Here is a 21,738-nt window from a genome sequence, read left to right on the forward strand (position 1 = left end):
TCATGAGTACCGAAGAAAAAATCCGCCCGCCTCTCAAGGAAACGGTCGTCAACAATTCCCGCCGTTTCGACCTGCGCGGACTGATCAGAACCCTATGGGATTTTCGATTACTGTTGTGGGTATTCTGCAAACGGGATCTGAAGGGGCGTTATACGCAAACGATATTCGGCTTGGGCTGGGTCGTTCTGACCCCACTCATTACCGTTGGCGTATTCGTTATCGTGTTCGGCATCATGGTCAAGGTGCCGACCGATGGGCTCCCCACCATTATGTTTTACCTGGTGGCGGTCATACCCTGGTACGCCTTCATGAACGTCCTTAACCCCTCGGTCCAGATGATCGAAGGCAACGCAGGCCTGATCACCAAGGTCTACTTCCCTCGCCTGCTCATTGGCGGCGCCTACGCCGTAGGCGCGGCCGTTGACTTCCTGATCGCCTACACGTTACTGATTACGCCGTTCGCCATTATCTATGACGTCTGGACGATTCAATTGCTGCTCATCATGCCGCTGCTGCTGGCCTGCACACTCATGACAGGCCTGGGCATAGGTCTGATGCTCGCACCGTTAAATGCCAAGTATCGAGACGTGAAACATTTGGTCCCGCTGGCATTACAACTTTTTTATTACTCAACACCTGCCATTTACCCGGTCTCGGCTGTCCCGCCTTGGGCTAAACCCTGGTATGCAGTCAACCCACTCTCTCTGGTAATTACCGGTTACCGTGATGCCATGCACGGACATTGGCCAGCACAATCCACCCTGCTTACGCTCATTGCCATTGCAGTGACTTGCTTCTCGGTTGGCGTCTTTATATTCCAGCACTTCGATAAAAATGTGGTAGACACCCTATGACGTGGGCTATTCGTTGCGAGAACGTTTCCAAACTTTATCGGATCGGCAAGTCCAACGTTACAGCCGCCGAAATGATCAATATGCGTATTCGGTGGATGCTCGGTCGAGTCATTAACCCGCTGCAAAAGTCGAAAACTGCGAAACCGGTGGAAACCACTCACGAATCGCACACCATTCTCGACGCCACGCAGACCCAAGACGCGCCCCCCAATCACTTCTGGTCTCTGAAGGATGTGGACCTGGAGATAAAACAAGGTGATCGAGTCGGTATTATCGGTCCCAACGGTTGCGGCAAAAGTACACTGCTGAAAATCCTGTCCAGAATCACATCCCCCTCCCATGGTGGCTTTCGTTTCCGTGGACGCTTGATCAGCCTGTTGGAGATCGGCACAGGATTTCACGGCGATCTCAGCGGTCGCGAAAACATCTACCTGAACGGCTCGATCATGGGCATGAAACCTCAGGAAATCAGCCGCCGTATCGAGGAAATCATCGAGTTCTCAGAACTCGGCGAACTGATTGACACGCCGGTGAAGCGTTATTCCTCAGGCATGTATGTGCGCCTCGCCTTTTCCGTGGCAGCGCACCTTGAGTCCGAGATTCTCATCGTCGATGAAGTTCTGGCGGTCGGTGATGCCGCGTTCCAGAGACGCTGTACCGAAAAAATGCTTCAAGTAGCCGACCAGGGACGCACACTGCTGTTCGTCAGCCACGATATGGATGCCGTCAACCGTATCTGCAATAGAGCCGTACATATGGCTCACGGCCGTATCATCAACGACAGCAAAATCGAACTGCCAAAAAGCGACGAAGACCCGCAACTTTCTACACAAAGCGTTTCAGACATCACCCGTTCTTATATACGTTCAGGCATTCAACTGACGCCGGCAGTCACTTGGGCTGAGGCCAGCGCGCCGATGTTTGACGACTGTGTAAGGCTCGATTCGATCATGGTGCTTGATCACAACGGCAATCCGAGCCCCGAATTTGACGTAAAGGAAGAGTTTGTCATCGAAGTCAAGTTCACGGTACTTGAGGCGAAGTGGCCGATTAATGTGCACCTTCACCTGAAAGACCTGGCGGGCCATTATGTCCTGGTGAGCATGGACAACCTGTACACAGGAAGCGAAATCCGGGCCGTGGGACAATATGTCGAGCGCTGCACCGTGAAGTCGCCGCTGCTCAATGTTGGGGACTATCGCATCGATGTCGAACTGTGGCCTGGCGCTGAAATCGACCACCGGATCATCAAACAGGCAGTTATCAGCTTTACCGTTGCCGATGACAGTGAGGCGACCGGGGTTCGTGGGAACTGGCCCAACGCATGGCCCAACTGCATGGTGCGGCCTCACCTGTCCTGGGACGTAGATATGCCCGTAAACCGTCAGGCGCGATAGTCAGTGGTCGCGGACAATGAGCACGCCCTTTCCCCTGCCTCTCGGGGGAAAGAGGTAATTTTGATCTCGTCTCCACATCAACTTTTACATGCCCTCTGCGCGCTACGCTTCGATAGAGAATCCAGGAATATTGCAAGAGAAAGCCCCGCCACTCTCGTGCTCTGGTCCTATCAACCAATGGACCACTCACCACACTCACAAAGCCGGCAATTCTTTGATGCTGCTCTTAAAAGTTTCCCGTTCGTCACCGCAGTGCTGCCATCCCTGAAAGAACGAAAAGGGCCTCTGTCACCGTACCGAAAATTGTCAAAACGCTCTGAGTGGCTCCGTGAGTACTTGAATATCACTCCCGGAGAATGCCCCGCGTTCTACTACGCACACGATGCCAGTTCAGAACATACTGCGCAGGCGTTCATGCAGGCTTTAGCAGCAAAACGGAACATCTGTTATGGAGACTCGCCTGGCTTTCTCTATCCACCCACAACCCCCCCTACCCCGGCCTTTGATGTAAGCCTTCGTGGGCTTAAACATTTGTTTTGGTTCAGCCGTGTCAACATCGACAGCGAATGGCTTGCAGCAGAGAGAGCGTTGACCGTCATCGATTTTGGCGACCTGGACCGCACCCTTCCCGGCCCCGAACACAGCATCATACCTACCGAAATCCTCATCCAGACGCTCAGCACCCTCAAAAGATTTTTTGCACCCGTACTCCGGCTTGAACAGGAAATTGCCACAAGATCAAAAACAGAGCCATCCTGGTTACTCATCCTCAGCAACTTCACGAGCAGTAAACTGACTGATGAGTCTGACGAGCTTGAACTGTATGTAGAAATCTGCAGAAAATACGTGACGCCGGGCAGCACCCTATTTATTAAAAAACACGCCGGAACGCCTGCCACATTCATTGCGCAGCTAATACAGCAACTTGATAACTATAATGCAAAAAAACTGCCTGACAGCCTGGATTGCCTGCCGATCGAGTTCCTAGGTCACGTACTCGAATCTTGCGGCATTATTTCCGTTTCATCCGCATCAGCGCTACTGAGCTTATTGCAAGCCCCCCATCTTATTCACGCACTGACTGCGCAAAACATTGATAAGTTCTTCAGGCCCGCGCACAAAGAATATATGACTCTGGCCAATGAAAAAATACTAAAAAACACCAGACAGACCTCACCACCACTTCGCCCAACACCTCTAAGAATTAAATAATGCTCCGTCTCAACATAAAAGCCGCTACGCCCATATTTATTGCTGCACTGATAGTCCTCAGCGTTGCAACGCTGATCATTTCCCTGCACAAGGAGACTTACGACGACGCTACTGTTATTGAAAGCATTCCCTACACCATCAGTCGGCCAGGAAACTATAGGCTTGCGCGGTCATTGAACAGCGATCGTAACGGCATTGAAATCCTTGCCAGCAATGTCACCATCGACCTTAATCAAAATACAATCACCGGACCGACTGACGGCGACAATACCGGATTCGGTATTTTTTCGTTCGGCCAAAGCAATATCACCATAAAAAATGGACGTATTCGCGGTTTCCAGTACGGAGTATATCTTTCCGGCCTCTCCGATCTCGCCACTCACTCTTCAATGCTGGAAGGACGCGATCATTTAGTCGAAGGCATGAATATTCGCTTCAGTACATTCAGAGGCATTCGGGTTGAGGGTGAGAATTCAGTCATTTCTGACAATATAGTCTCGGACATCGGTGGCGACACGACTACTGACAACGCTTATGCCATGGGTATCGAAACTTATGGCAAAGAGGTCCTCATTCAAAACAACAGCATCATGGAAGTAAGAGGCCAAGGCATTCAGGATATCAGTGAGGGAGTAGGCATTTCACTCTCGCGCTATGGCGAAGGCAGTGTCGTAGACAATAATCGCGTCGCCAATCGGGAGCTCGAAATAAGCAGCGCATCTCCCGCCTGGAAAAGCAGATCAAGGTCTACTTACGGTATATGGGTAGGTGGCGATGGCATCAGGGATGTCGTCATCAGCAACAATCGGGTCAACAACTTCAAGCAAGGAATAACGTTTAAGCGATCCGAGTCGGGCTCTTTTCTTGGGAACCGGGTCACCAATGCGTTTATCCCTTATTACCTCCCCGACAATCACGACAGAACAAGAGTGGCAGATCTAGGGCAGAATACTTCGGATGAAGAGACTCTTGATTTGAAACCGGGACGGGCAACACCCGGCCAAATCGAAACCGTGGAGCCCCCTTACCTGACCTACCTTTCACCGCTGCACCGTCGCTCCAACCCGGCCTTTCTTCCTCGACCGAATCCATCCAACGGTGACGACATCATCATTGGAATCGGCGAGCGGAATATGGTCGATTACTGGTCCCCGATCGACCCAAGCAAGCCCGACAACCCCGTATTCATTGATCTGGCCGCAGGACGAGCGTCTGGCGGCGGTGGTAACGATCGTCTGATCAACATTCGAGGCGCCCAGGGTTCGCCCTACAACGACGTGATCCTCGGCGATGCCCACGACAACTTGCTGGCTGGCGGAGGTGGCAACGATCGTATTGAAGGCGGGGAAGGAAATGACTATCTCTATGGTGATGATGGAGACGACGAGCTTTTTGGCGGCCCAGGTGATGATGTTCTGGATGGGGGTGAAGGCAACGATATCCTGTGGGGTGGCCCTGGCGCTGACACTTTTATTTTCTGGAAAGGCAGCGGTGGCGGAGAAACTATCATTGGAGACTTTTCAGGTAGTGCCGGTGAGCAAGATAAAATTGACCTTGCAGGTATTTTAGCTACCTTCGAAGACGTACTGGATGCCTCGGTAGAGGTGGGCGACAACTTGCTTATCACGCTGAACGCAGATGATTCAATCTTGCTGCTCAATATAAAGAAAGAAGAACTCACCCCAGCTGACTTCATCTTCTGACATAGACATACATCTATCAGGCGCTTGCCAACCGGCTCGCGCCGCCGTTTTCTATACGCGGCGCATAATTACCGCGACCACCAGACCGAGATTCCCGATCAGCGTCTGACGATAGACTCCTGAGCGCATAAAACCCCAAAGCCGCCCAAAAAACCTATTCTTTCTCGCCTCGGAAAATCGCTCAAGGATCTTCCTGTTTTCCGCGGTGAACCGATGGCTGATTACCTGCAACGAAACAATATTGTTATCAATCCAGCGCTGATAACGTCCACGCCAAAGTTCCTTTGCACGTTTACTGTTGTTACGAAACCCACGATTGGTACCGATGCAATTCAAACTGTGCTGGCGATAACGCACAGTGGGCGTTGCGTCATAATAAATTCGACCATTACAACCGCTGACAATCATGTAAGCCCACCAATCGTGAGACGCCGCAGGCACACGATCACCCGCCTCACGGATCAGATCCATCAGTGCCTGGTTGAAAACCATGGTATTTCCACCTGCAATATTTTGAACGAGTGCGTTCTGAAATGTTGCAGGCTTTGAAAAAAATGAGGAAAAACCGATACTCTGGCCATGCTCATCAATTAGCTCAGTGCGCGAACAATAGAGTGCCGGCACAGAACTATCGCCACCGGCAAGCTTATCTACAGCTATCTGGAGTTTATCCTCATTCCAAATATCATCCTGATCGCACCATGCATAATAGTCGGCATTTACATCAGCTCGACAACTAACGGATAAAAAATTCCGGGCAAACCCCTCAACTGGGCCGTGAGTCAGTTCAATGCACTCATGCCCCAAGCGCTCAACGTGAGCAGTAACGATGGCTCGTGTAGAATCACTGGAGCCATCGTCAGAAACATAGATTTTAAAGTTCTGATGGGTTTGACGAGAAATTGAAGCTATTTGCTCTTCGAGGAAGCGTTCACCATCTCGTGTGCACAACAATACGGCGACAGAAGCAGTAGCAGCCAAGCCCACACCATCCATTGGTACGTGATCGGGATCTAAACCTTTTGAAATCCTGTTTACAGTCACGTTTCGTAAATCCCCAAAATCCAAGCATCAGTGCCGATAGCAATAAAAATTTGCGTTTCACAAGCCGAGAATACTTTCGAGCTGTTTCTCTAGCGTAAAGTTCAAATTCGATACGCACAAAAAGCGCGACCAGCGCAAATCAGAAAAATCTGTTCTCGAATTGGCATTTTCCACTCCAGCTGTACGATTGTCTATCCTACTCTGAGTGAAAATCGATTCTCTAACACATTGCAAATTGCCACTAGTCAAATGTTCACCACTTTCCATGTAGGAAATACCTTACACATACGACGGCAGACCTTGTTAGACGAAACAGCAGTAGCCCTCAAAAATTCATGAATTGAAGGCCCTTAATATTTTTCTGACGCCCTATAAATGGGAGTTTCGTCCAGTATTTATTGACATTCGCCTCAAAAACACAATTTTCGAAATGTAAAAAGCGCTCTAATACCCTCCTGTCGATTGGTTTTAAAGATCCTGGAGTTCGCAATGCCCCATGAAGGCAATCTGTTACAAGCAGCCGTGGTGTTCCTGCTCGCCGCCGTGCTGACCGTACCCCTGGCCAAGCGCCTGCAATTGGGCGCAGTGCTGGGTTATCTGTTTGCCGGCGTGATCATCGGCCCGTCGGTATTGGGCCTGATCGGCAACCCGCAAAGCGTCGCGCAGTTCTCCGAACTGGGCGTGGTGTTGCTGCTGTTTATCATCGGCCTGGAGCTGTCGCCCAAGCGTTTATGGGTGATGCGCAAGGCGGTATTTGGCGTCGGCCTGGCCCAGGTACTGCTCACCGGCCTGGTCATGGGCGCGGTGGCGTTATGGCTGTTTGGCCAGCCGTGGAACAGCGCAATCGTGCTCGGCCTTGGCCTGGCGCTGTCGTCCACCGCGTTCGGCCTGCAAAGCCTGGCCGAGCGCAAGGAGCTGAACCAGCCCCACGGGCGCCTGGCGTTTGCGATCCTGCTGTTCCAGGACATCGCCGCGATCCCGTTGATTGCCATGGTGCCGCTGCTGGCCGGCAGCGATCATCCGGCCACCGAAGCCCAGGGCCTGCAACACGTCCTGCAGATCCTCGGCAGTATTGCCGTGGTGATCATCGGCGGGCGCTACCTGCTGCGGCCGGTGTTTCGCATCGTCGCCAAGACCGGCCTGCGCGAAGTGTCCACCGCCACCGCCTTGCTGGTGGTGATCGGTACCGCCTGGCTGATGGAACTGGTGGGTGTTTCCATGGCCCTCGGTGCCTTCCTCGCCGGCCTGCTGCTGGCGGACTCGGAGTATCGCCACGAACTGGAATCCCAGATCGAGCCGTTCAAGGGCCTGCTGCTGGGGCTGTTCTTTATCAGCGTGGGCATGGGCGCCAACCTCAGCCTGCTGCTCAGCTCGCCGCTGGTGGTGATCGGCCTGACCCTGCTGTTGATCGGCCTGAAGCTGCCGCTGCTGTATGCCGTGGGTCGTATGGTAGGTGATCTCAACCGCGAAAGCGCCCTGCGCCTGGGTGTGGTGCTGGCAGCGGGCGGTGAGTTCGCCTTCGTGGTCTTCAAGATCGGCCGCGACCAGGGCCTGTTCGAACCGCACCTCTACGATGTGCTGGTGCTGACCATCACCCTGTCCATGGCCGTCACCCCCCTGTTACTGCTGGTCTGCCCCAAGCTGTTCAAGCCCAAGGTCAAGCCGGTGGAAGTACCGGAGGAATATCGCACCATCGAAAGCGATGCGCCGCGCGTGGTGATCGCCGGCATGGGCCGTATGGGCCAGATCGTCGCGCGTATCCTGCGCGCGCAGAACATCTCCTTCATCGCCCTCGACACGTCGGTGGAAACCATCGAGCTGACCCGCAGTTTCGGCGGCATGCCGGTGTTCTACGGTGATCCGCAACGTCCGGAGATCCTGCACGCCGCCAAGGTCGACCAGGCGGAGTTCTTCGTGATCGCCATGGACGACCCCGAGATCAATATCAAGACCGCCGAACTGGTGCGCAACCTCTACCCGCATATGCAGATCATCGCCCGTGCGCGTAACCGCCAGCACGTGCACCGCCTGGTGGACCTCGACGCCTCGCCGGTTCGCGAGACCTTCTACTCCAGCCTGGAAATGAGCCGTCGCACCCTGGTGGGCCTTGGGTTAACCCAGGCCCAGGCCGACGCCCGCATCACCCGCTTCAAGCACCACGACCTGCAAGTGCTCGCCGCCCAGCACGCGGTGTACGACGATGCGGCCAAGGTGATGCAAACCGCCCAGGAAGCCCGGGCGGAACTGGCGCGACTGTTTGAGATGGATCGACTTGAGGAAGAGTCCGACAAGGTGTGAGGCTAAGGGCGAACGATATTGCGAATTTTCTGACAGAATGTGCCGCAATTTCGTTCACCCCTGGAGCGCTTCATGGCCACGTTCACCAAGACCGCTATCCTGCTGGCCCTCGCGCTGACCGCCGGCAGCGTCTTCGCCGCCGCCAAGCCGGCCACGCAAACCATTTCCACCTTGGGTGGTAAGTTCAACTTCAATCTGCCCAAAGCCTACGCCGCCGACACCCTCCCGGCCGGCAAGGCCGAGGACGGCACCGCTGATACCCAAGGCACGATGTACGCCAACCAGAATACGAAAAGTGTGGTGATCGTCGCCGAAACCGTGCGCAACGACGGCGTAACCATCAAGGACAACGACCCGCAGTTCCTCGATGGTGCCGTGGCCGGTTTCGTCAAGGACCAGAGCGCAGCCCTGCCCGACTTCAAGAAGCTGAGCGAGAAGAAACTGACCTTCAAGGGCCTCGGCCTGCGTCAGGTGGACAGCACCGCCACCCAGGGCGGCGGCAAGACCTTGAACTCCACGTTCCTCGGCGGCTCCGGCAACCACTTGCTGGTAATCCAGGCGATCTCGCGGGCCGATGATGCGAAGGGGCATGCAGAGCTGGTGAAGCAGATTACCGGCGGCAAATAACAAAGAGTCCTGACAACACCCATCAAAGGAGGGAGGGAGCTTACCCCCTCCCACCTTTGTTCAGCGCGCTCACTTCAAACTCGTTTCCAGCCAGGCCTTAAGATCCTGCACTTCCGCCTCACTGACCGTGTGGTTCATCCCCGGATAGCCATGAAACTCCGGCTTCAATCCAAGCCCCACCAACGCCTCATTCGCCCGCGTCGCCGAGGCATAGGGCAGTGCCTGGTCCAGGGTGCCATGGCCAATAAAGATCGCCAGGTTGTTCAAGCGCTGATCCGGCTTGAGCTCAGCCTTGAGCACCGGCAGCACGCTGCCACTCAGCGCGGCAATGCCACGCACCAGTTGCGGGTCACGTAAAGCCACCTCATACGCCATGATCGCGCCCTGGCTGAACCCCACCAGGAATACCCGGTCAGGCTGGGTGTGATACTTGGCGGTGGCCTGGCCGACAAAGTCCTTGATCAGCTTGGCGCTGCTGTGCAAATCGGCGGTCACACCATCGTAATCGCCGTCACCCGGGGTCTTGGTAAACCAGCGAAAGCCACTTGGCTGCACCGGTGTCGGCGCGCGGGCCGAGAGGTAGGTCCAGGTGGACGGCAGTGCGTCCTTGATGCCGAACAGGTCTTCCTCATTGCTGCCGAACCCGTGCAGGAAAATCACCAGCGGCTCGTTGCGCGCATCGCCCTGGGTCTGTTCCAGGTACGCCAGCGGCAAATCGGTGTGCAACTCGGAATCGGCGTGGGCAACGCCGGCCACCAGGGCCAGCGCGAGGGCAAGCAGTTTGAACATGGGACGTGACCTCAGGGTTTACGCAACAAGTAGGTGTCCATGATCCAGCCATTTTCCAGGCGCGCCGCCTTGCGCACCCGTTCGATCTGTTCCGCCACTTCACTGACCTTGCCGCTGATCAATATCTCATCCGGCGTGCCTAGGTAGGCGCCCCAGTAAATCTCCAGGTCCTGATCGGCCACCGTGCGGTAGGAATCTTCTGCGTCGAGCATGACCACCAGGGTATCGGCCTCGCTGGCCTGCCCCGCCGCCAGGCGACGCCCGGTGGTGATCTCGATGGACTTGCCGATACGGTTCAACGCCACCTTATGCTGGGCCGCCAGGGCCTGCACACTGGTAATGCCGGGAATCACCTCGAATTCAAAGACGCAGCGGCCACTGGCCAGGATCGCCTGCAGGATGCGAATGGTGCTGTCGTACAGCGCCGGGTCGCCCCAGGCCAGGAAAGCGCCCACTTCATCGTCGGCCATATCCTCGTTGATCATGCGTTCGAAGGTGGCCTGCTTGTCGCGGTTGAGGTCCTGCACGGCGGTGGTGTAGTCGATCTCACCGCGCACGCGCTCGGGGCAGTCGGCCTCGACGAAGCGGTAGCCGGGTTCGGTGATATAGGTCTCGCAGATCTCACGGCGCAGGTCGATCAGCTTGTCCTTGCTCTGGCCCTTGTCCATCAGGAAAAACACGTCGGTGCGGTTCAGCGCCTTCACGGCCTGCATCGTGATGTAGTCAGGGTTGCCGGCGCCAATGCCGATGATCAGGATGCGTTTCATGGATTGCTCTCATTGCGGGGCGTGGATTTTGCCATGTTCACGCACTCAGGCGTGAGTTTCCAGGCGCAGGCGCCACACCGTGTTGAAGCGCAGCTCGGTGGCGGACAGCGGCTCGACGTCGATCCGGTAGAACATCGACACCGGGCACTGCATGACATGCAGCAACGCGGCGCGGATGACAAAGGGATGGGTGATGGCCACGATGTGCCCGGGTTGGGCCTCCAGGGTTTGCATCCACTGCGCCACCCGCGTGCACACCTGATCGACCGACTCACCGCCATGGGGCGCGCTGGCACTGTTGGTCAGCCAGACCTGTAACTCGTCGCTGTCGACATGACTGAGGCGTTGGCCTTTCCACCGTCCCAAATCGCCATCACGCAACGCGTCGTCAATGACCGCTTCACGGCCATACAAACCCGCCGTCTGCCGTGCCCGTAACTCTGGTGCACAGAGCAAATGTGTGTTTTTTGGATAGCGATTGGCCAGCGATAACGCCGCGCCTTGCCAGTCCATTGCAACGCACTCGTCATCAGCAAAGCGCCCCTGTTTTTGCAGGGACGTTGCGGCATGGCAGATCAAGGTCAGGCGGGTGGCTTGCATTGCGGGTCGCTGATACGCAGAGGTCGAGGCGACCAAGCCTGGCGCAGTTAACCCGATGACGCAACGCCTTCGTTTCCACGCGGAGCAAGGGAACGATCATTGGCCGCGCACTGCAGCGCTAGTCAAACCACTCCCGCCGCCCCTCGAACGTACCGACGATCAACTCGACGATCATCTGCACCGCCTCGGGATGGCGCACCTGCGCATTCACCGCCAGCCACACCTGGCGCTGCATGCTGTCCTCGGCCAACAACCCGGGCAACGCCACCAGCCCCCGGTCGAAGCTGCTCATGTAGTGCGGCAGCAAACCGATGCAGGCGCCGCAGCGGATCATCTCCAGCATCAGCGAATAGGCATGCACCTGCACCACCGCCGCCAGGCGCTGTTGCACCACCTGGTTCCACGGCTGCAGGGCCTCGACCTGGGCGTCCGGCTGCCATTGCACCAGCATGTAGTCAGCCAGGTCTTCCACGCTGTCCGGGCGCGTGGTCAGGCGTGAATAGCGCTTGGCGATATGCGGCAGGTACCGCAATCGCGCCAGCGCCCGCGGCGGTTCGGTGACGAAGCTCGGGCCGGGCACCGGGCCGTCGGTGTCCGCCAGCCACAGCACCACATCCACGTCCACCGCTTGCAGGGACAGGTGGCTGTCGAGGGAGATGATCTCCAGGCGCACGCTGGCATTGCGGCGCAGCAAGGCGATCAGGTCGCGGCCGAGGATGTCGTGCAGGATCGGCTCGGCCACCGCCAGGCGAATCAGCGGCTGTTCCAGTACCGGCAGGCGCCGTTCATGGGCCAGGGCGATCAGTTGGGCCTGCAATTGCTGGCCGTCGCGGCTGAGCACCAGGCCGTTGCCCTGGTAGCTGAACAGCGCATGGCGCAGGTGTTCCTCCAGCTGGGCCAGGCGCTTGCGCAACAGGGTTGCCTTGATATTCAGGCTGCGCGCGGCCTGCATGAAACAGCCGCAGCGCGCACTCACCAGAAAGTAGCGGGCCACCTCCGGGTCGATCTCGCTGGCCAGGGCCAGCCAGGCACTGCGGGGCTCGGTAGGTGCACGGTAAGCAGTGGGCCCCTGTGGGGCAGACGGTTCGAGAAATGCCATGGGAGACTCCCTGTCTGGTTGGTCTGTGCATCCAATGCGGGTTGAGGCGTGTTACTCCAGCACTTTGTTCAACTCGGCGCCGTCGATACTCAAGGTCGCGGTGTTGAGCATGCCTTCCAGGTAGGCCTTGGCGATCTGTTCCTGGCGCTGGGCGCGCAGGGCCTGGGTCAAGCGTTCACGCAGCTCGTCCAGGGTGGCGGTACGCGCCGGCTGCTGGCCGATGAGCTTGAGCACATGGAACCCGGCCGGGCTCTGCACCACATCCGAGACCGCGCCGACCTTGAGCCGCGCCACCGCGCCGCGCACCTCCGGCACCAGTTGCTGCAACGGCTGCATCCCCGAATCGCCACCGCGCGCGGCACTGTCGGGGTCCTGGGAAAACTGCGTGGCCAGGGCGGCAAAATCAGCCGGCGCGGCCTGGGCCTTGCGGCTCAGTTCCTGGGCCTGGCGCCGTACGGCATCGAGGTGTTGCGGGTCATTCACCGCAAGGAAAATCTGGCTCACCTGGTACAACGGCGGCGTCACCCATTGCGCCTTGCCGCTGTCGTACGCCTGTTGCAGTTCGGCGGCGCTGGGGTAGTCCGCCGGCACCTGGCTGACCGAGAGCATATAGTCGCGAAACACGATCTGCTCAGCGGCGGCGCGGGTCTGCTGCTCCACCTCCGGGCGCTGGCGCCAGCCCTGGGCATCGGCCTGTTCAAGCACGGCTTTTTGCGCCAGCCTCGAGCGAATCCAGGTTTCCAGGGCGCCACGGTTGCCGCGCAGTTGCTCGCGGGATTCGGCCGGCAGGCTGGCCAGCACGCTTTTCAGCTCCGCCAGGTCGATCTGCTGGTTGCCCAGGCGCGCCACCGCTGGCCCGCTCGGCGCGGGATTGATCACCGGCGCCGGTTGCTGGGCCGCCACCGGGTCGCTGCCCGGCCGCAGGCTCAACGCCACGGCCACCACCAGCACAGCCAGCGCCCCCGCGCCGAGCATCAGGGTTGGCTTTTTCACAGCACCGCCGCCTCTTCACCCACCGCGGCGGCCTGCAACTGCGCGGCCTGCTGGCTGTACTCACGCAGGTAGACGATAAACTCCTGCAACAGGCGATCCCACAATTCCAGCTGGCTGCGCAGGTGCGTGACGCCAACCCCGGCCACCACCACGTCCATTTCCATCAGCAGGAACTCGCCCTGCACAGACAACCGCGCAAAGCGCCGCGAGGCGTTCCATACCGGGGCCAGGCCTTCGGGCAACTCGCCCTGCACCCGCAACGCGCAGCTGTAGGTGAAGTCCACATAGCTGCCCTGCTCCGCCGCCGGGTTGCCGAAGCGCACGGCAAAGCCGATGCCCTGGCTGGCGCTGAGCAACTGCACGATGCCGTTCTGCTCGCTCTGGTTAACCCGGTAGCCGGCGTCCTGCAACAGGTCGGTGAGGCTCTGGACGGTGACGCTGGTGATCAATTCGCTCATGGTGATCTCTTCCTTGTCTATCAGTGATTGGCGGCTGCCTGGGGCGCATCAGAACGGCTCTTGTACAGATCGTCGCCAAAACCCTGGGCCAGCTCCTCGAACTTGACCCGTGCGCTGCTGGCGAACGGCTGGCGAATGCTCATCACCTCGGCTACATCGATTTTTTCGTAGGCCGCGAGCAGTTGCTGGGCCACGCCGTACATCTGTTGATTCTTGACTGAACATTGCTGCACTTGTGTGTCACGTTCGCTTAAGGCCGCCTGCAGGCGCGCGCGCTCGACTTCTTTACCCTTGGCCAGCACCAGCAGTTCGTCATAAGCCTTCTTGAACTTGCCGATCTGCTCGTTGCTCGCCGCCACCTGGGCCTGCGCCTGGCTGTGCAGGCTCTGTTGCTGGCCGGCCAGTTGCTCTGCGGTGCCACGGGCCTTTTCCAGCTCGGCCGTCAGTTGCTTGATTTGCGCCTGGGCCTGTTTGGCCTGGTTTTCGGCGGCCAGCCGTGCGGCACTGGCCTGGGCCTGTTCGCTTTGCAGCGCCTGCAATTGCTGGGTGGTGCTGCGCAATTGCGTGCGCAGGCGTTCCTCCATGCCTTCGGCCGACGCGCCGGTGCTCACCAGCAGCAGTAACAGCGCGCAGATTCGTGTGTTCATGTGGCGTCTCCCTGCGCATTAAAAGCGCGTGTTGAGTTCCAGTTGCATCACATCGACTTCGAACGGCTGGCCATACACTTCGGAGGCGCTCAACCAACGCGCACTGGCGTAGATGTTCTTGTCGATACCGTAGTTGCCGCCAATGAAATACCCCTTGGCGTTGGTGCCGCCCAGGTGGAACGACGAGTCGTTGAAGCCATCGGGCAAGGCGTCGGGCTGGATGTACTTGTAGCCGGCCAACAGGTTCCAGTCGCCGCGCTTGCGCATCTCCAGGGCGCTGCCGAGGGTGAACGAGACCATCAGCGCATTGCCGCCACTTTCAAACTGACCATTGCTGTTGATGTTGTTGACGATCTCGCCTTCGCTGCGCTTGAGCATCTCGCCCTTGTCGTAGGCCAGGTTGTGAATGAAGTTGGCCTGGCTGCGCAGCTTGAAGTCGCTCGGCAGTTCGCTGTCCCAGACCAGGTTGAGGTCCAGCACATCGAACTTGGACGCCAGGCCTACGTATTGCGGGTCGGGCGTGCGGACAGGATCAGCCGGGTTGGTGGTGTTGTTGCGCAGGTTGAACACCGTGTTGCCTTTTTGCATGAAGGCCACGCGCGTGCCGTCGGTGTCGCAACCTGCCGCGCCCTGCCAGGTGGAGCAAGGGCTGGAGCGCTCGCCTTCGATGTCCTGGAACTGGTAATAAGCGGCCGCGAGCTTGAGGCGGTTGCTGCGGTTGATCTTCCAGTCCGCGCCGATCTGCCCGCCAAACAGCCATTTGGTGTCGCTGTCTTCCTTGTCGATACCATTGGTGCTGGCGGTGTCGGAGGTGTACTCCACCGGGAAGGCGCCGAGGGTACCGAACAGGCCCCACTCGCTGTTGAGGCTGTGGTTGAAGATCGCCGCCACGCCGTCGAAGTTGAGGTCGTTGGAATACATCATGTCGGTGGAATAGAACGGGTTACCGATGCGCCCGGCGGTCAACGTCATGTAATCGGTGGTTTTCCAGCTCAGGTAACCCTGGTCGAGCCAGATGTCCTTTTTGCCAAAGCCGCCGCCCAGGGTCTGGGTGGTGGACACCGGGTTATTGTCGGAGCCGGTGGCGATGCGAATGCCGGCGGTCCATTCAGGCGAAATCACCGCTTTCATGCCCAGGCGTGCACGCAGGCGGAACAGGTTCTCGCGGTCCTCGCGGGTGTTGAGCAGCGGCGGGAACTTGGTGTTGGAGTTCTTGTTGACGTCGTACGGGCCGGTGTCATTGAGCTTGGCGAAGTCAGTGATGTTGTTGCTGTTGTTGCCCGAGAAATAGCGCGACTCGTCGCGCAGACGAATATCGCCATCAAAGCTGATGCGCGAGATCCAGTCGGGGAACGTATTGGGCTGCGCCCAGTTTTCCTGCTTGGCGGTGGACATGACTTCGGCTTTGACCTGGTCGCGGATCTGGTCGCGCACCGCCTGCGGCACGTACTGCACGCGCACATCGCCGGGCGCGGTCGCCGGGCCACTGGCGACCACCGGCGCAGCGTTGGCCTGGCGGGCCTGCTGGGCTTCCTTTTCGGCCTGGGCGATCAGCCCATTGGCGGTGTCCTGGGTCAGCACGCCTTGCTGCACCAGCAGGCGGATCAGGTTGATGGTGACGTTTTCCGAGGGCGCAACCGGGGCGGCCGCCGCCTGCCCGACCAGGGTCGCGATGACCATGCCAACCGCCAGGGTCAGTCGATTCACGGGGGAAATCATGTGTACGCAACTCCTGTAAAAAACCGTAGGTAAGAGGTTTCGTGCAATCAATCCGGGCGCCGGCCCTTGAGGGACAGGCGCATGGGCAGCGTCAGCGACGCCGGAGGTTTCTGGGTGGCGCGCGGCGCACGGATCAGCGCCAGCATCTGCGCGTCGGTGTCGGCATCCCCGCTGGACTTGGCCACCAGCGCCTTCGTCACCTGGCCGTCGGCGCCCAGCCACAGGTCGATCTGTATCGCAAAGGCCTTCTTGCGCAGCTCCGGGTCTTCGCGCATCAGGCGTTGATAGGTACCGGCCAGGTATTGCTTGTACGTGCCGGTCCCCAGCCCGCCGCCGCCACTGCCGGCCATGCCGCCGCCCTTGCCGGCGCCGATGTTGAAGCCGTCGTTACCGGACTGCGCATCGCCGTCGATCTGCATCGGGTTGGCCAGGTCTTCATTCGGTGAAGGCGGTGCTTCCTCGGCCGGCTTGACCTCTTCGGGCTCGGGGCTGGGCACCGGCTCCGGGACTTTCTCTTCAACCTGGGGCTCGGGCTCCTTGGGTTTTTCCGGAGGAGGCGGCGGCGGTGGCGGCAACGGGATAATCGTCGGCACCTTCGGCGCTTCACGGCGTACGCCACTCATGTCATTGGCCCACTGCCAGAGAAACCAGGCCGCCACGGCGCCCAGCAACAGGCCGGCGCCCCACTTCAACGGGCGCAACGGCGGTTTGTTCTTCACCGGCAACGGCGTGATCGGGATCTGTGCGGTCATGACTCAGCCCTGGCTCGGTTTGCCGGTGACCAGCCCGACCTGGGACAGCTCCAGCCGGCGCAGCAGGTCGAGCACCTCGATGACCTTCTGGTACTGCACCATGGCGTCACCGCGCACGATCACCGGGAAGTCCGGGTTCAGCGCTTTCTCGATGCGCAGGCGTTCTTCCAGTTCGCCGAGGGTCACCGGGTACGCATCGAGGAACACCTGGCCGCCGTCATTCACGGAGATGGCCTTGGTCTTGGCCTCCGACAGCGACACCGAGGCGCTGGCCTTGGGCAGGTGGATCTGGATCCCCGAGACCTGGGCGGTGGCGGTGAGGATAAACATCACCAGCACCACCATCAGCACGTCCACCAGGGGCGTGATGTTGATGCTGTCGACGGCGGCATCATCGTCATCGTCGTGGGAGGCATTTACGGAAGCCATGGCGATTCTCCTCAGGCCGGAACCGATGCGTGATGGTCGCGGCGGTGCGCGGTTTCACTGTGCTGGCTCTCGCCGTGCATCTCCGCCAGGCGGGTGATGAACTCGTCGACGAATACGCGCATGTCGGCGCTGACTTCCTTGTTGCGCGTGATCAGGCGGTTGTAGCCAAACAACGCGGGGATCGCGACGAACAGGCCCATGGCCGTGGCCAGCAACGCCGCCGCCATGCCCGGAGCGATGGCGTTGATGTTCACGTCGCCGGCCATGGCCGTGCCGAGGAACACCACCATGATCCCCAGCACCGTACCGAGCAGGCCGATGTACGGGCCGCCGGCGATGGCGTTGGACAGGGTCGACAATTTGGAACTCAGGGCCTGGTTCTCACGGGTGCGCACGCCGTCCATGGAGCAGCGGATCGCTTCGATGGTCGCCGCCGATACCGACGAGGTGTCGGCGCCCTGGGCACGGCGGGTGCGGATCTCCTTGACCGCCACCAGGTACAGGCGCCACAGCGAAGAATGGCTCAGGCGCTCAGCCAGCTGCGCATCGTCGGCATACATCTCCAGGCGCGTGCCGATCTGGGCGAAGTGCTCGCGGAACACTTCGTTGGCACTGCTGAGGCGGCTGACCTGGCGGTTCTTGCGCAGCATGATGATCCACGACTGGAACATCATCGCCACCAGCACCAAGATGATCACCCAGGCGTCCACCGGCACGGCGTTGAGCAAAAAGCCCAGGCTGCCGAAGCCGAAGCCGGACTGTTCTTCATCCACGCCGTAGGCCACCAGTTTCGACTCGGCGCCCTGGGCGCTCGCATCGGCCAGCAACAGCGCAGCCGGGCGCGCCACCTTGGACAGGCGCAGCTCATCCATGGCCCCGGCGAACGGCAGGTGCGCGCTGCCGGCTTCCGGCAGGTCGGCGCCGACCGCCAGCTGCGTGTTGAACCCAGGCATGGCCACGGCGAGCGTGGCGCTTTCACGGCCATTCACATACAGCGTGACCTTGTCGCCCTCGGCGGTGAACGCCAGGTGCTGCCATTGGCCTGGGTTAAGCGGTTGGGTCGACACCGCGCGCTGGCCGTCGATCTCCACAAACGGCGAGCCCTGGTTCAGGCCCAGCAACAGGCTGTGGGCACCGTCACGTCGGGCCAGCACGATTTGCTCGCCACTGGCCTGGTCCAGGCGCAGCCAGGCGCTGAAGGTGAAGGCAGCGCCGGCGGCGTGTTGCAGCGACGGGCTGGCCGGCAACAGCAGCGGCTGGCCGCCGAACTGCAAGGCACGGCCGATCACGCCGTCGATGCTCGCGCCGTTGGCGTTCAACGCGGTGTTGGCGTAGGCCGTGGTGTCCCGTGGCGGCGTCGCGTTGGCGCCATCGAAGTGATAGAGCGCGGTGTAATTCGGATCGAACGTCAGCTGGCCATTGGCGGTGGCCGGGGCCTTCTGGTTGCCGTAGTACATCCAGAAATCCTGGCGCTGGCTGCCTTCGACCTTGGGCACATCGACCCAGATCAACGCCATGCCCATCAACGGGTCGAAGCTTTCGATCTGGTGATTGAACACGGTCTTGTCATCGGCACTCACAAAGCGCAGGTCGGCGCCGTCGTCCTTGACCCCGTCAAAGGTGAAGTTGCCGGTGTGCAGGCGCACCAGCAACGCGGTGCGGCCCAGGGCCTGGCTGATCGCGGCGCCTTGGGCGGTGGTGTCCACCGAAATCTGTTTGCGGTAGTGCCAATCGTCCTGCCACCAGGCATGGGCAGTGGCCGGGAGCGCGAAGCCCAGGCAGATCAACAGGCTCAGGAATAGGCGTTGCATGGGTGAAGTCTCCGGAAGAAAAAGTCAGAAAGTCGCCTGCACACTGAAGTGCAGTCGCGAGTCCTGTTTCTGGGTGTTCGGTCCATCGAGCAGCGGGTAACCCCAATCCAGGCTGCCGGACAACCACTTGCTCAAACTGGCGCGGGTGCCCAGGCCGACACTGGCCAGGCTGTATTCGTCTTCCTGCTCGGGCAGCGGGTCGTGCAGGCGCATGCGCGCGCCTTCGGCGAACGCATAGAAGCGCCACTCCTGCACATAACTGCCGAGGAACTTGGCCAGGGACGGCGTGCGCAGTTCCTGGGAGAGCAAATACCCCTCGTCCCCGGTGCGCTCGGCCGCCAGGTAGCCGCGCACCGAGGTGGCGCCGCCGGCGGAATACTGCTCGTTGGACACCAGCGGCCCGGAGGCCAGCTGGAAAGCGCCCTTGGACGCCGACTGCCAATCGTTGGCGAAGGTGTAGGTGTAATTCAGGTCGCCCTTGAGCACGGCGAAACTGGCACTGGCCTTGTAGCGCTTGTAATCGAACTCCTCGGCGTCGCTGCCGTAGCCAAAGAATGCGCGCGTACCAACCACCAGGTTCAAGCCCAACCCCAGCTGGGATTGCTCGGTGTAGCGATAGCCGTTGTAGCCCAGGGTGAACGGCGCGTACTTGAGCGGCACCTGGTCGCTGCTGGCGCCGAACTTCATCTGCTCGTCGAAATCCTTGAAGTCCACACCGAACGAAAACGAATTGGCCCAGTTGCCCGTCGCCGGCAAGCTGTAGATGGCGGACACGCCGTAGGAATGGCCCTTGCCCAACACGTTGCTACCGCCGATGGTGGCGATGTTGCTGTCGGACTGGTAACCGGAGAACTGCAAGGTCCAGCGTTCGTTCAGCGGCGCACTGTAGGAGCCCGACCAGACCTTGGCGTTCTCGGTGTCCTGGGGCGCGGTGAAGTAGGTCAGGGAAATGCTGTGGCCCAGTTGCCAGAGGTTGTCGTAGCCCAGGGTGGCGACCGAGCGCAGCTTTTCGGTGTCGGCGCTGTAGTCGTTGTTCAGGCCGAGGCTGGCGTGCCAGGGGTTCTGGTCTTCGACCTGCAGATCCACGTCCATGGTCCCCGGGCGCTGGCCTTCGCGGACCAGTGGCGTGACCTGCCGGCCGGCACTGCGGTTGAGCCCGGCCAGTTGGGTTTGCACCGTGGTGAAATCCGGCACCGCACCTTCCTTGAGCCCCGGCACTTCCTCGCGGATCTCCACCGGCGAATAGTGCTTGGCGCCGACCACACGCACGCGGCCGACCTTGGTTTCGCTGACCTGCAGATAGACGATGCCGTCATCGACCTTCTGTTCCGGCAGCTCGACAAACACCGACTGGTAGCCACGCGCCTGGTAGATCTTCTGCAACGCATCGCGCGCGCCTTCGATATCGTCCAGGGTCTTTTGCGGGCCGAGAAACGGGTACACCGCCTCCTCGATCGTCGCCGCATCGAGCACGGTATTGCCGCGCACGAAGTACTCGTTGACGTCCACCTTGCGCGCCGGGGCCTCATCGCCCTCCTCGGCCCACACCGGTTGCGCCAGGACGCCCAGCGTCAGGCAGCACAACGCCAGCGTTGATTTGAACAGATGCTCCACACCGCCCCCTAACTGTCTAAGATTTTGCGCCGGCGCCGATTGCACGGCGTCTGGCCTGCTCAATTGCTGCTGGTCGAAAGATGGCTGTGCCGCGCCAGCCAGGTGTGCAGCAAGGCGAAGTTCAGGGAGAACTCCGGCATGTGCAGCAAGGCGCCACAGAACACTTCACCGATGATGGTCTGAATCAACTGCACGGCCTGCGGGTTGTTCAACAGGCTGGCGATGTCGCGCTGCAAAGCGTGGATGCTCCACACCTTCTGGTTCAGCTCCAGGCCGACGAACCAGCGGAACAGCAGGTTGTAGTTCAGTTGCTCGTGCAGCTGCTGTTCGCTGGGCACCGAATACAGCAGTTGCAGCAGCAGGATCTGCACCACGGTCTGCGGCGCGATCGACATGCCCGGCGCGACCTGGAGCAGGTCGCGATGCTGCTCGAGCACCTCGTCGATCTGCGGGCGCAACAACACCAGCGAATGCCCCGCCGGGATGTAGCTGGACACTTCCTTTAAGGCGCCCTGCCAGTCGTCCTGGGAGACGATCCACACCCACGGCGCGCCGTAGCGGTACACCGAAACCGGCTTCTTGCGCGCAGCCTCGACGATCTTCGACAGGCGCTGGTCGAGCTCCTGCATGCCTACTTTCGAGTAACGTTCCATAGTTCCCATTGCCCCACTCCTGGCGTCCCGCTGACGGCTGGGGAGGCGACTCGTGGCGGCCTCCAGCGCGTTACATAGGCAAGACGGAAGTGGCGATGAGCTACCGAACTTTTGTCATGAAAGCTTCATTTGAGATTGTGAGGGGGGCAATTTTTCCGGGTCGGCATGTGCGGCCCTGAAGCCGACCGGAGTTGGGTCTGGTGTACTGGGTAAATGTGGGAGGGGGCTTGCCCCCGATTGCAGTGGGTCAGTACCAAATCCATCAACTGACA

20 protein-coding genes are annotated in these 21,738 nt (G+C 59.6%); 6 read left to right on the forward strand and 14 right to left on the reverse strand.

The features are described from left to right. The first annotated feature begins 2 nt into the window (after nucleotides 1-2). Genes AC07OT_RS15410 through AC07OT_RS15425 form a run of 4 tightly spaced genes read left to right on the forward strand, consistent with a single transcriptional unit; the run spans nucleotide 3 to nucleotide 5,166 of the window. Nucleotides 3-854 carry an ABC transporter permease gene (locus AC07OT_RS15410; protein ID WP_032885379.1) on the forward strand — a complete coding sequence of 284 codons (852 nt, stop codon included), beginning with the start codon at nucleotides 3-5 and terminating at the stop codon, nucleotides 852-854. After that, on the forward strand, nucleotides 851-2,251 hold the full coding sequence (locus AC07OT_RS15415; RefSeq protein ID WP_495108419.1) for an ABC transporter ATP-binding protein: 1,401 nt from the start codon (nucleotides 851-853) through the stop codon (nucleotides 2,249-2,251). The genes AC07OT_RS15410 and AC07OT_RS15415 overlap by 4 nt, the downstream gene beginning before the upstream one ends. A gap of 60 nt (nucleotides 2,252-2,311) precedes the next feature. After that, the gene (locus AC07OT_RS15420; RefSeq protein WP_495108420.1) at nucleotides 2,312-3,463 is read left to right on the forward strand and encodes a hypothetical protein; all 1,152 of its coding nucleotides are present in this window, start codon (nucleotides 2,312-2,314) and stop codon (nucleotides 3,461-3,463) included. After that, nucleotides 3,463-5,166, forward strand: coding sequence for a hypothetical protein (locus tag AC07OT_RS15425; protein ID WP_495108421.1), 1,704 nt, complete (start codon nucleotides 3,463-3,465; stop codon nucleotides 5,164-5,166). The genes AC07OT_RS15420 and AC07OT_RS15425 overlap by 1 nt, the downstream gene beginning before the upstream one ends. Before the next feature lie 51 nt (nucleotides 5,167-5,217). On the opposite strand, the gene AC07OT_RS15430 is transcribed toward AC07OT_RS15425, so the two are convergent. Beyond that, a complete protein-coding gene (locus AC07OT_RS15430) occupies nucleotides 5,218-6,210 on the reverse strand; it encodes a glycosyltransferase family 2 protein (protein ID WP_257228077.1) in 993 nt (330 codons plus the stop codon). A 489-nt stretch (nucleotides 6,211-6,699) separates the two neighbouring features. On the opposite strand from AC07OT_RS15430, the gene AC07OT_RS15435 reads away from it, so the two are divergent. Beyond that, nucleotides 6,700-8,508, forward strand: a complete 1,809-nt coding sequence (locus AC07OT_RS15435) for a monovalent cation:proton antiporter-2 (CPA2) family protein (protein WP_495108422.1) — start codon at nucleotides 6,700-6,702, stop codon at nucleotides 8,506-8,508. 72 nt (nucleotides 8,509-8,580) lie between these two features. Further along, entirely contained in the window at nucleotides 8,581-9,135 is a 555-nt protein-coding gene (locus tag AC07OT_RS15440; protein WP_495108423.1) for a DcrB/PsbP domain-containing protein, read from the forward strand. 69 nt (nucleotides 9,136-9,204) lie between these two features. Here the strand turns inward: AC07OT_RS15440 and AC07OT_RS15445 are convergent, their stop codons facing one another. The 13 genes from AC07OT_RS15445 to AC07OT_RS15505 form a co-directional block, all read right to left on the reverse strand. Next, nucleotides 9,205-9,924, reverse strand: a complete 720-nt coding sequence (locus tag AC07OT_RS15445; RefSeq protein WP_115488593.1) for an alpha/beta hydrolase — start codon at nucleotides 9,922-9,924, stop codon at nucleotides 9,205-9,207. A gap of 11 nt (nucleotides 9,925-9,935) precedes the next feature. After that, the gene (cobF, locus tag AC07OT_RS15450) at nucleotides 9,936-10,691 is read right to left on the reverse strand and encodes a precorrin-6A synthase (deacetylating) (RefSeq protein ID WP_495108424.1); all 756 of its coding nucleotides are present in this window, start codon (nucleotides 10,689-10,691) and stop codon (nucleotides 9,936-9,938) included. 45 nt (nucleotides 10,692-10,736) lie between these two features. Continuing rightward, on the reverse strand, nucleotides 10,737-11,291 hold the full coding sequence (locus tag AC07OT_RS15455) for a histidine phosphatase family protein (protein ID WP_495108425.1): 555 nt from the start codon (nucleotides 11,289-11,291) through the stop codon (nucleotides 10,737-10,739). Nucleotides 11,292-11,409: 118 nt separating this feature from the next. After that, nucleotides 11,410-12,390, reverse strand: coding sequence for a LysR family transcriptional regulator (locus AC07OT_RS15460; RefSeq protein WP_323147274.1), 981 nt, complete (start codon nucleotides 12,388-12,390; stop codon nucleotides 11,410-11,412). Nucleotides 12,391-12,441: 51 nt separating this feature from the next. Continuing rightward, on the reverse strand, nucleotides 12,442-13,383 hold the full coding sequence (locus AC07OT_RS15465; RefSeq protein ID WP_141157436.1) for a peptidylprolyl isomerase: 942 nt from the start codon (nucleotides 13,381-13,383) through the stop codon (nucleotides 12,442-12,444). Next, nucleotides 13,380-13,841 (reverse strand): YbjN domain-containing protein, encoded by a 462-nt coding sequence (locus AC07OT_RS15470; protein WP_065924373.1) that lies wholly within the window; start codon nucleotides 13,839-13,841, stop codon nucleotides 13,380-13,382. The genes AC07OT_RS15465 and AC07OT_RS15470 overlap by 4 nt, the downstream gene beginning before the upstream one ends. A gap of 20 nt (nucleotides 13,842-13,861) precedes the next feature. Beyond that, nucleotides 13,862-14,488 (reverse strand): DNA repair protein, encoded by a 627-nt coding sequence (locus tag AC07OT_RS15475; RefSeq protein WP_495108426.1) that lies wholly within the window; start codon nucleotides 14,486-14,488, stop codon nucleotides 13,862-13,864. A gap of 18 nt (nucleotides 14,489-14,506) precedes the next feature. After that, entirely contained in the window at nucleotides 14,507-16,207 is a 1,701-nt protein-coding gene (locus AC07OT_RS15480) for a putative porin (protein WP_115488586.1), read from the reverse strand. 47 nt (nucleotides 16,208-16,254) lie between these two features. Beyond that, a complete protein-coding gene (locus AC07OT_RS15485; RefSeq protein WP_065939819.1) occupies nucleotides 16,255-16,959 on the reverse strand; it encodes an energy transducer TonB family protein in 705 nt (234 codons plus the stop codon). A gap of 3 nt (nucleotides 16,960-16,962) precedes the next feature. After that, nucleotides 16,963-17,388 carry an ExbD/TolR family protein gene (locus tag AC07OT_RS15490; RefSeq protein WP_010211136.1) on the reverse strand — a complete coding sequence of 142 codons (426 nt, stop codon included), beginning with the start codon at nucleotides 17,386-17,388 and terminating at the stop codon, nucleotides 16,963-16,965. A gap of 11 nt (nucleotides 17,389-17,399) precedes the next feature. Continuing rightward, nucleotides 17,400-19,199 carry a DUF2341 domain-containing protein gene (locus AC07OT_RS15495; RefSeq protein ID WP_495108427.1) on the reverse strand — a complete coding sequence of 600 codons (1,800 nt, stop codon included), beginning with the start codon at nucleotides 19,197-19,199 and terminating at the stop codon, nucleotides 17,400-17,402. A gap of 24 nt (nucleotides 19,200-19,223) precedes the next feature. Further along, nucleotides 19,224-20,813 (reverse strand): ShlB/FhaC/HecB family hemolysin secretion/activation protein, encoded by a 1,590-nt coding sequence (locus AC07OT_RS15500; protein WP_495108428.1) that lies wholly within the window; start codon nucleotides 20,811-20,813, stop codon nucleotides 19,224-19,226. Between the two features lie 59 nt (nucleotides 20,814-20,872). Beyond that, nucleotides 20,873-21,466, reverse strand: coding sequence for a transposase (locus AC07OT_RS15505; RefSeq protein WP_065939822.1), 594 nt, complete (start codon nucleotides 21,464-21,466; stop codon nucleotides 20,873-20,875). Nucleotides 21,467-21,738: the final 272 nt, after the last annotated feature.

This window comes from Pseudomonas sp. GW821-FHT09C10, assembly GCF_059418085.1.

Excerpts from the sequence above, each read along its gene's own strand:
- AC07OT_RS15410 (WP_032885379.1), top strand. The coding sequence starts at position 3 with ATGAGTACCGAAGAAAAAATCCGCCCGCCTCTCAAGGAAACGGTCGTC.
- AC07OT_RS15415 (WP_495108419.1), top strand. The coding sequence starts at position 851 with ATGACGTGGGCTATTCGTTGCGAGAACGTTTCCAAACTTTATCGGATC.
- AC07OT_RS15425 (WP_495108421.1), top strand. The coding sequence starts at position 3,463 with ATGCTCCGTCTCAACATAAAAGCCGCTACGCCCATATTTATTGCTGCA.
- AC07OT_RS15435 (WP_495108422.1), top strand. The coding sequence starts at position 6,700 with ATGCCCCATGAAGGCAATCTGTTACAAGCAGCCGTGGTGTTCCTGCTC.
- AC07OT_RS15440 (WP_495108423.1), top strand. The coding sequence starts at position 8,581 with ATGGCCACGTTCACCAAGACCGCTATCCTGCTGGCCCTCGCGCTGACC.
- AC07OT_RS15445 (WP_115488593.1), bottom strand. The coding sequence starts at position 9,924 with ATGTTCAAACTGCTTGCCCTCGCGCTGGCCCTGGTGGCCGGCGTTGCC.
- cobF (WP_495108424.1), bottom strand. The coding sequence starts at position 10,691 with ATGAAACGCATCCTGATCATCGGCATTGGCGCCGGCAACCCTGACTAC.
- AC07OT_RS15455 (WP_495108425.1), bottom strand. The coding sequence starts at position 11,291 with ATGCAAGCCACCCGCCTGACCTTGATCTGCCATGCCGCAACGTCCCTG.
- AC07OT_RS15460 (WP_323147274.1), bottom strand. The coding sequence starts at position 12,390 with ATGGCATTTCTCGAACCGTCTGCCCCACAGGGGCCCACTGCTTACCGT.
- AC07OT_RS15470 (WP_065924373.1), bottom strand. The coding sequence starts at position 13,841 with ATGAGCGAATTGATCACCAGCGTCACCGTCCAGAGCCTCACCGACCTG.
- AC07OT_RS15475 (WP_495108426.1), bottom strand. The coding sequence starts at position 14,488 with ATGAACACACGAATCTGCGCGCTGTTACTGCTGCTGGTGAGCACCGGC.
- AC07OT_RS15480 (WP_115488586.1), bottom strand. The coding sequence starts at position 16,207 with ATGATTTCCCCCGTGAATCGACTGACCCTGGCGGTTGGCATGGTCATC.
- AC07OT_RS15485 (WP_065939819.1), bottom strand. The coding sequence starts at position 16,959 with ATGACCGCACAGATCCCGATCACGCCGTTGCCGGTGAAGAACAAACCG.
- AC07OT_RS15490 (WP_010211136.1), bottom strand. The coding sequence starts at position 17,388 with ATGGCTTCCGTAAATGCCTCCCACGACGATGACGATGATGCCGCCGTC.
- AC07OT_RS15495 (WP_495108427.1), bottom strand. The coding sequence starts at position 19,199 with ATGCAACGCCTATTCCTGAGCCTGTTGATCTGCCTGGGCTTCGCGCTC.
- AC07OT_RS15505 (WP_065939822.1), bottom strand. The coding sequence starts at position 21,466 with ATGGAACGTTACTCGAAAGTAGGCATGCAGGAGCTCGACCAGCGCCTG.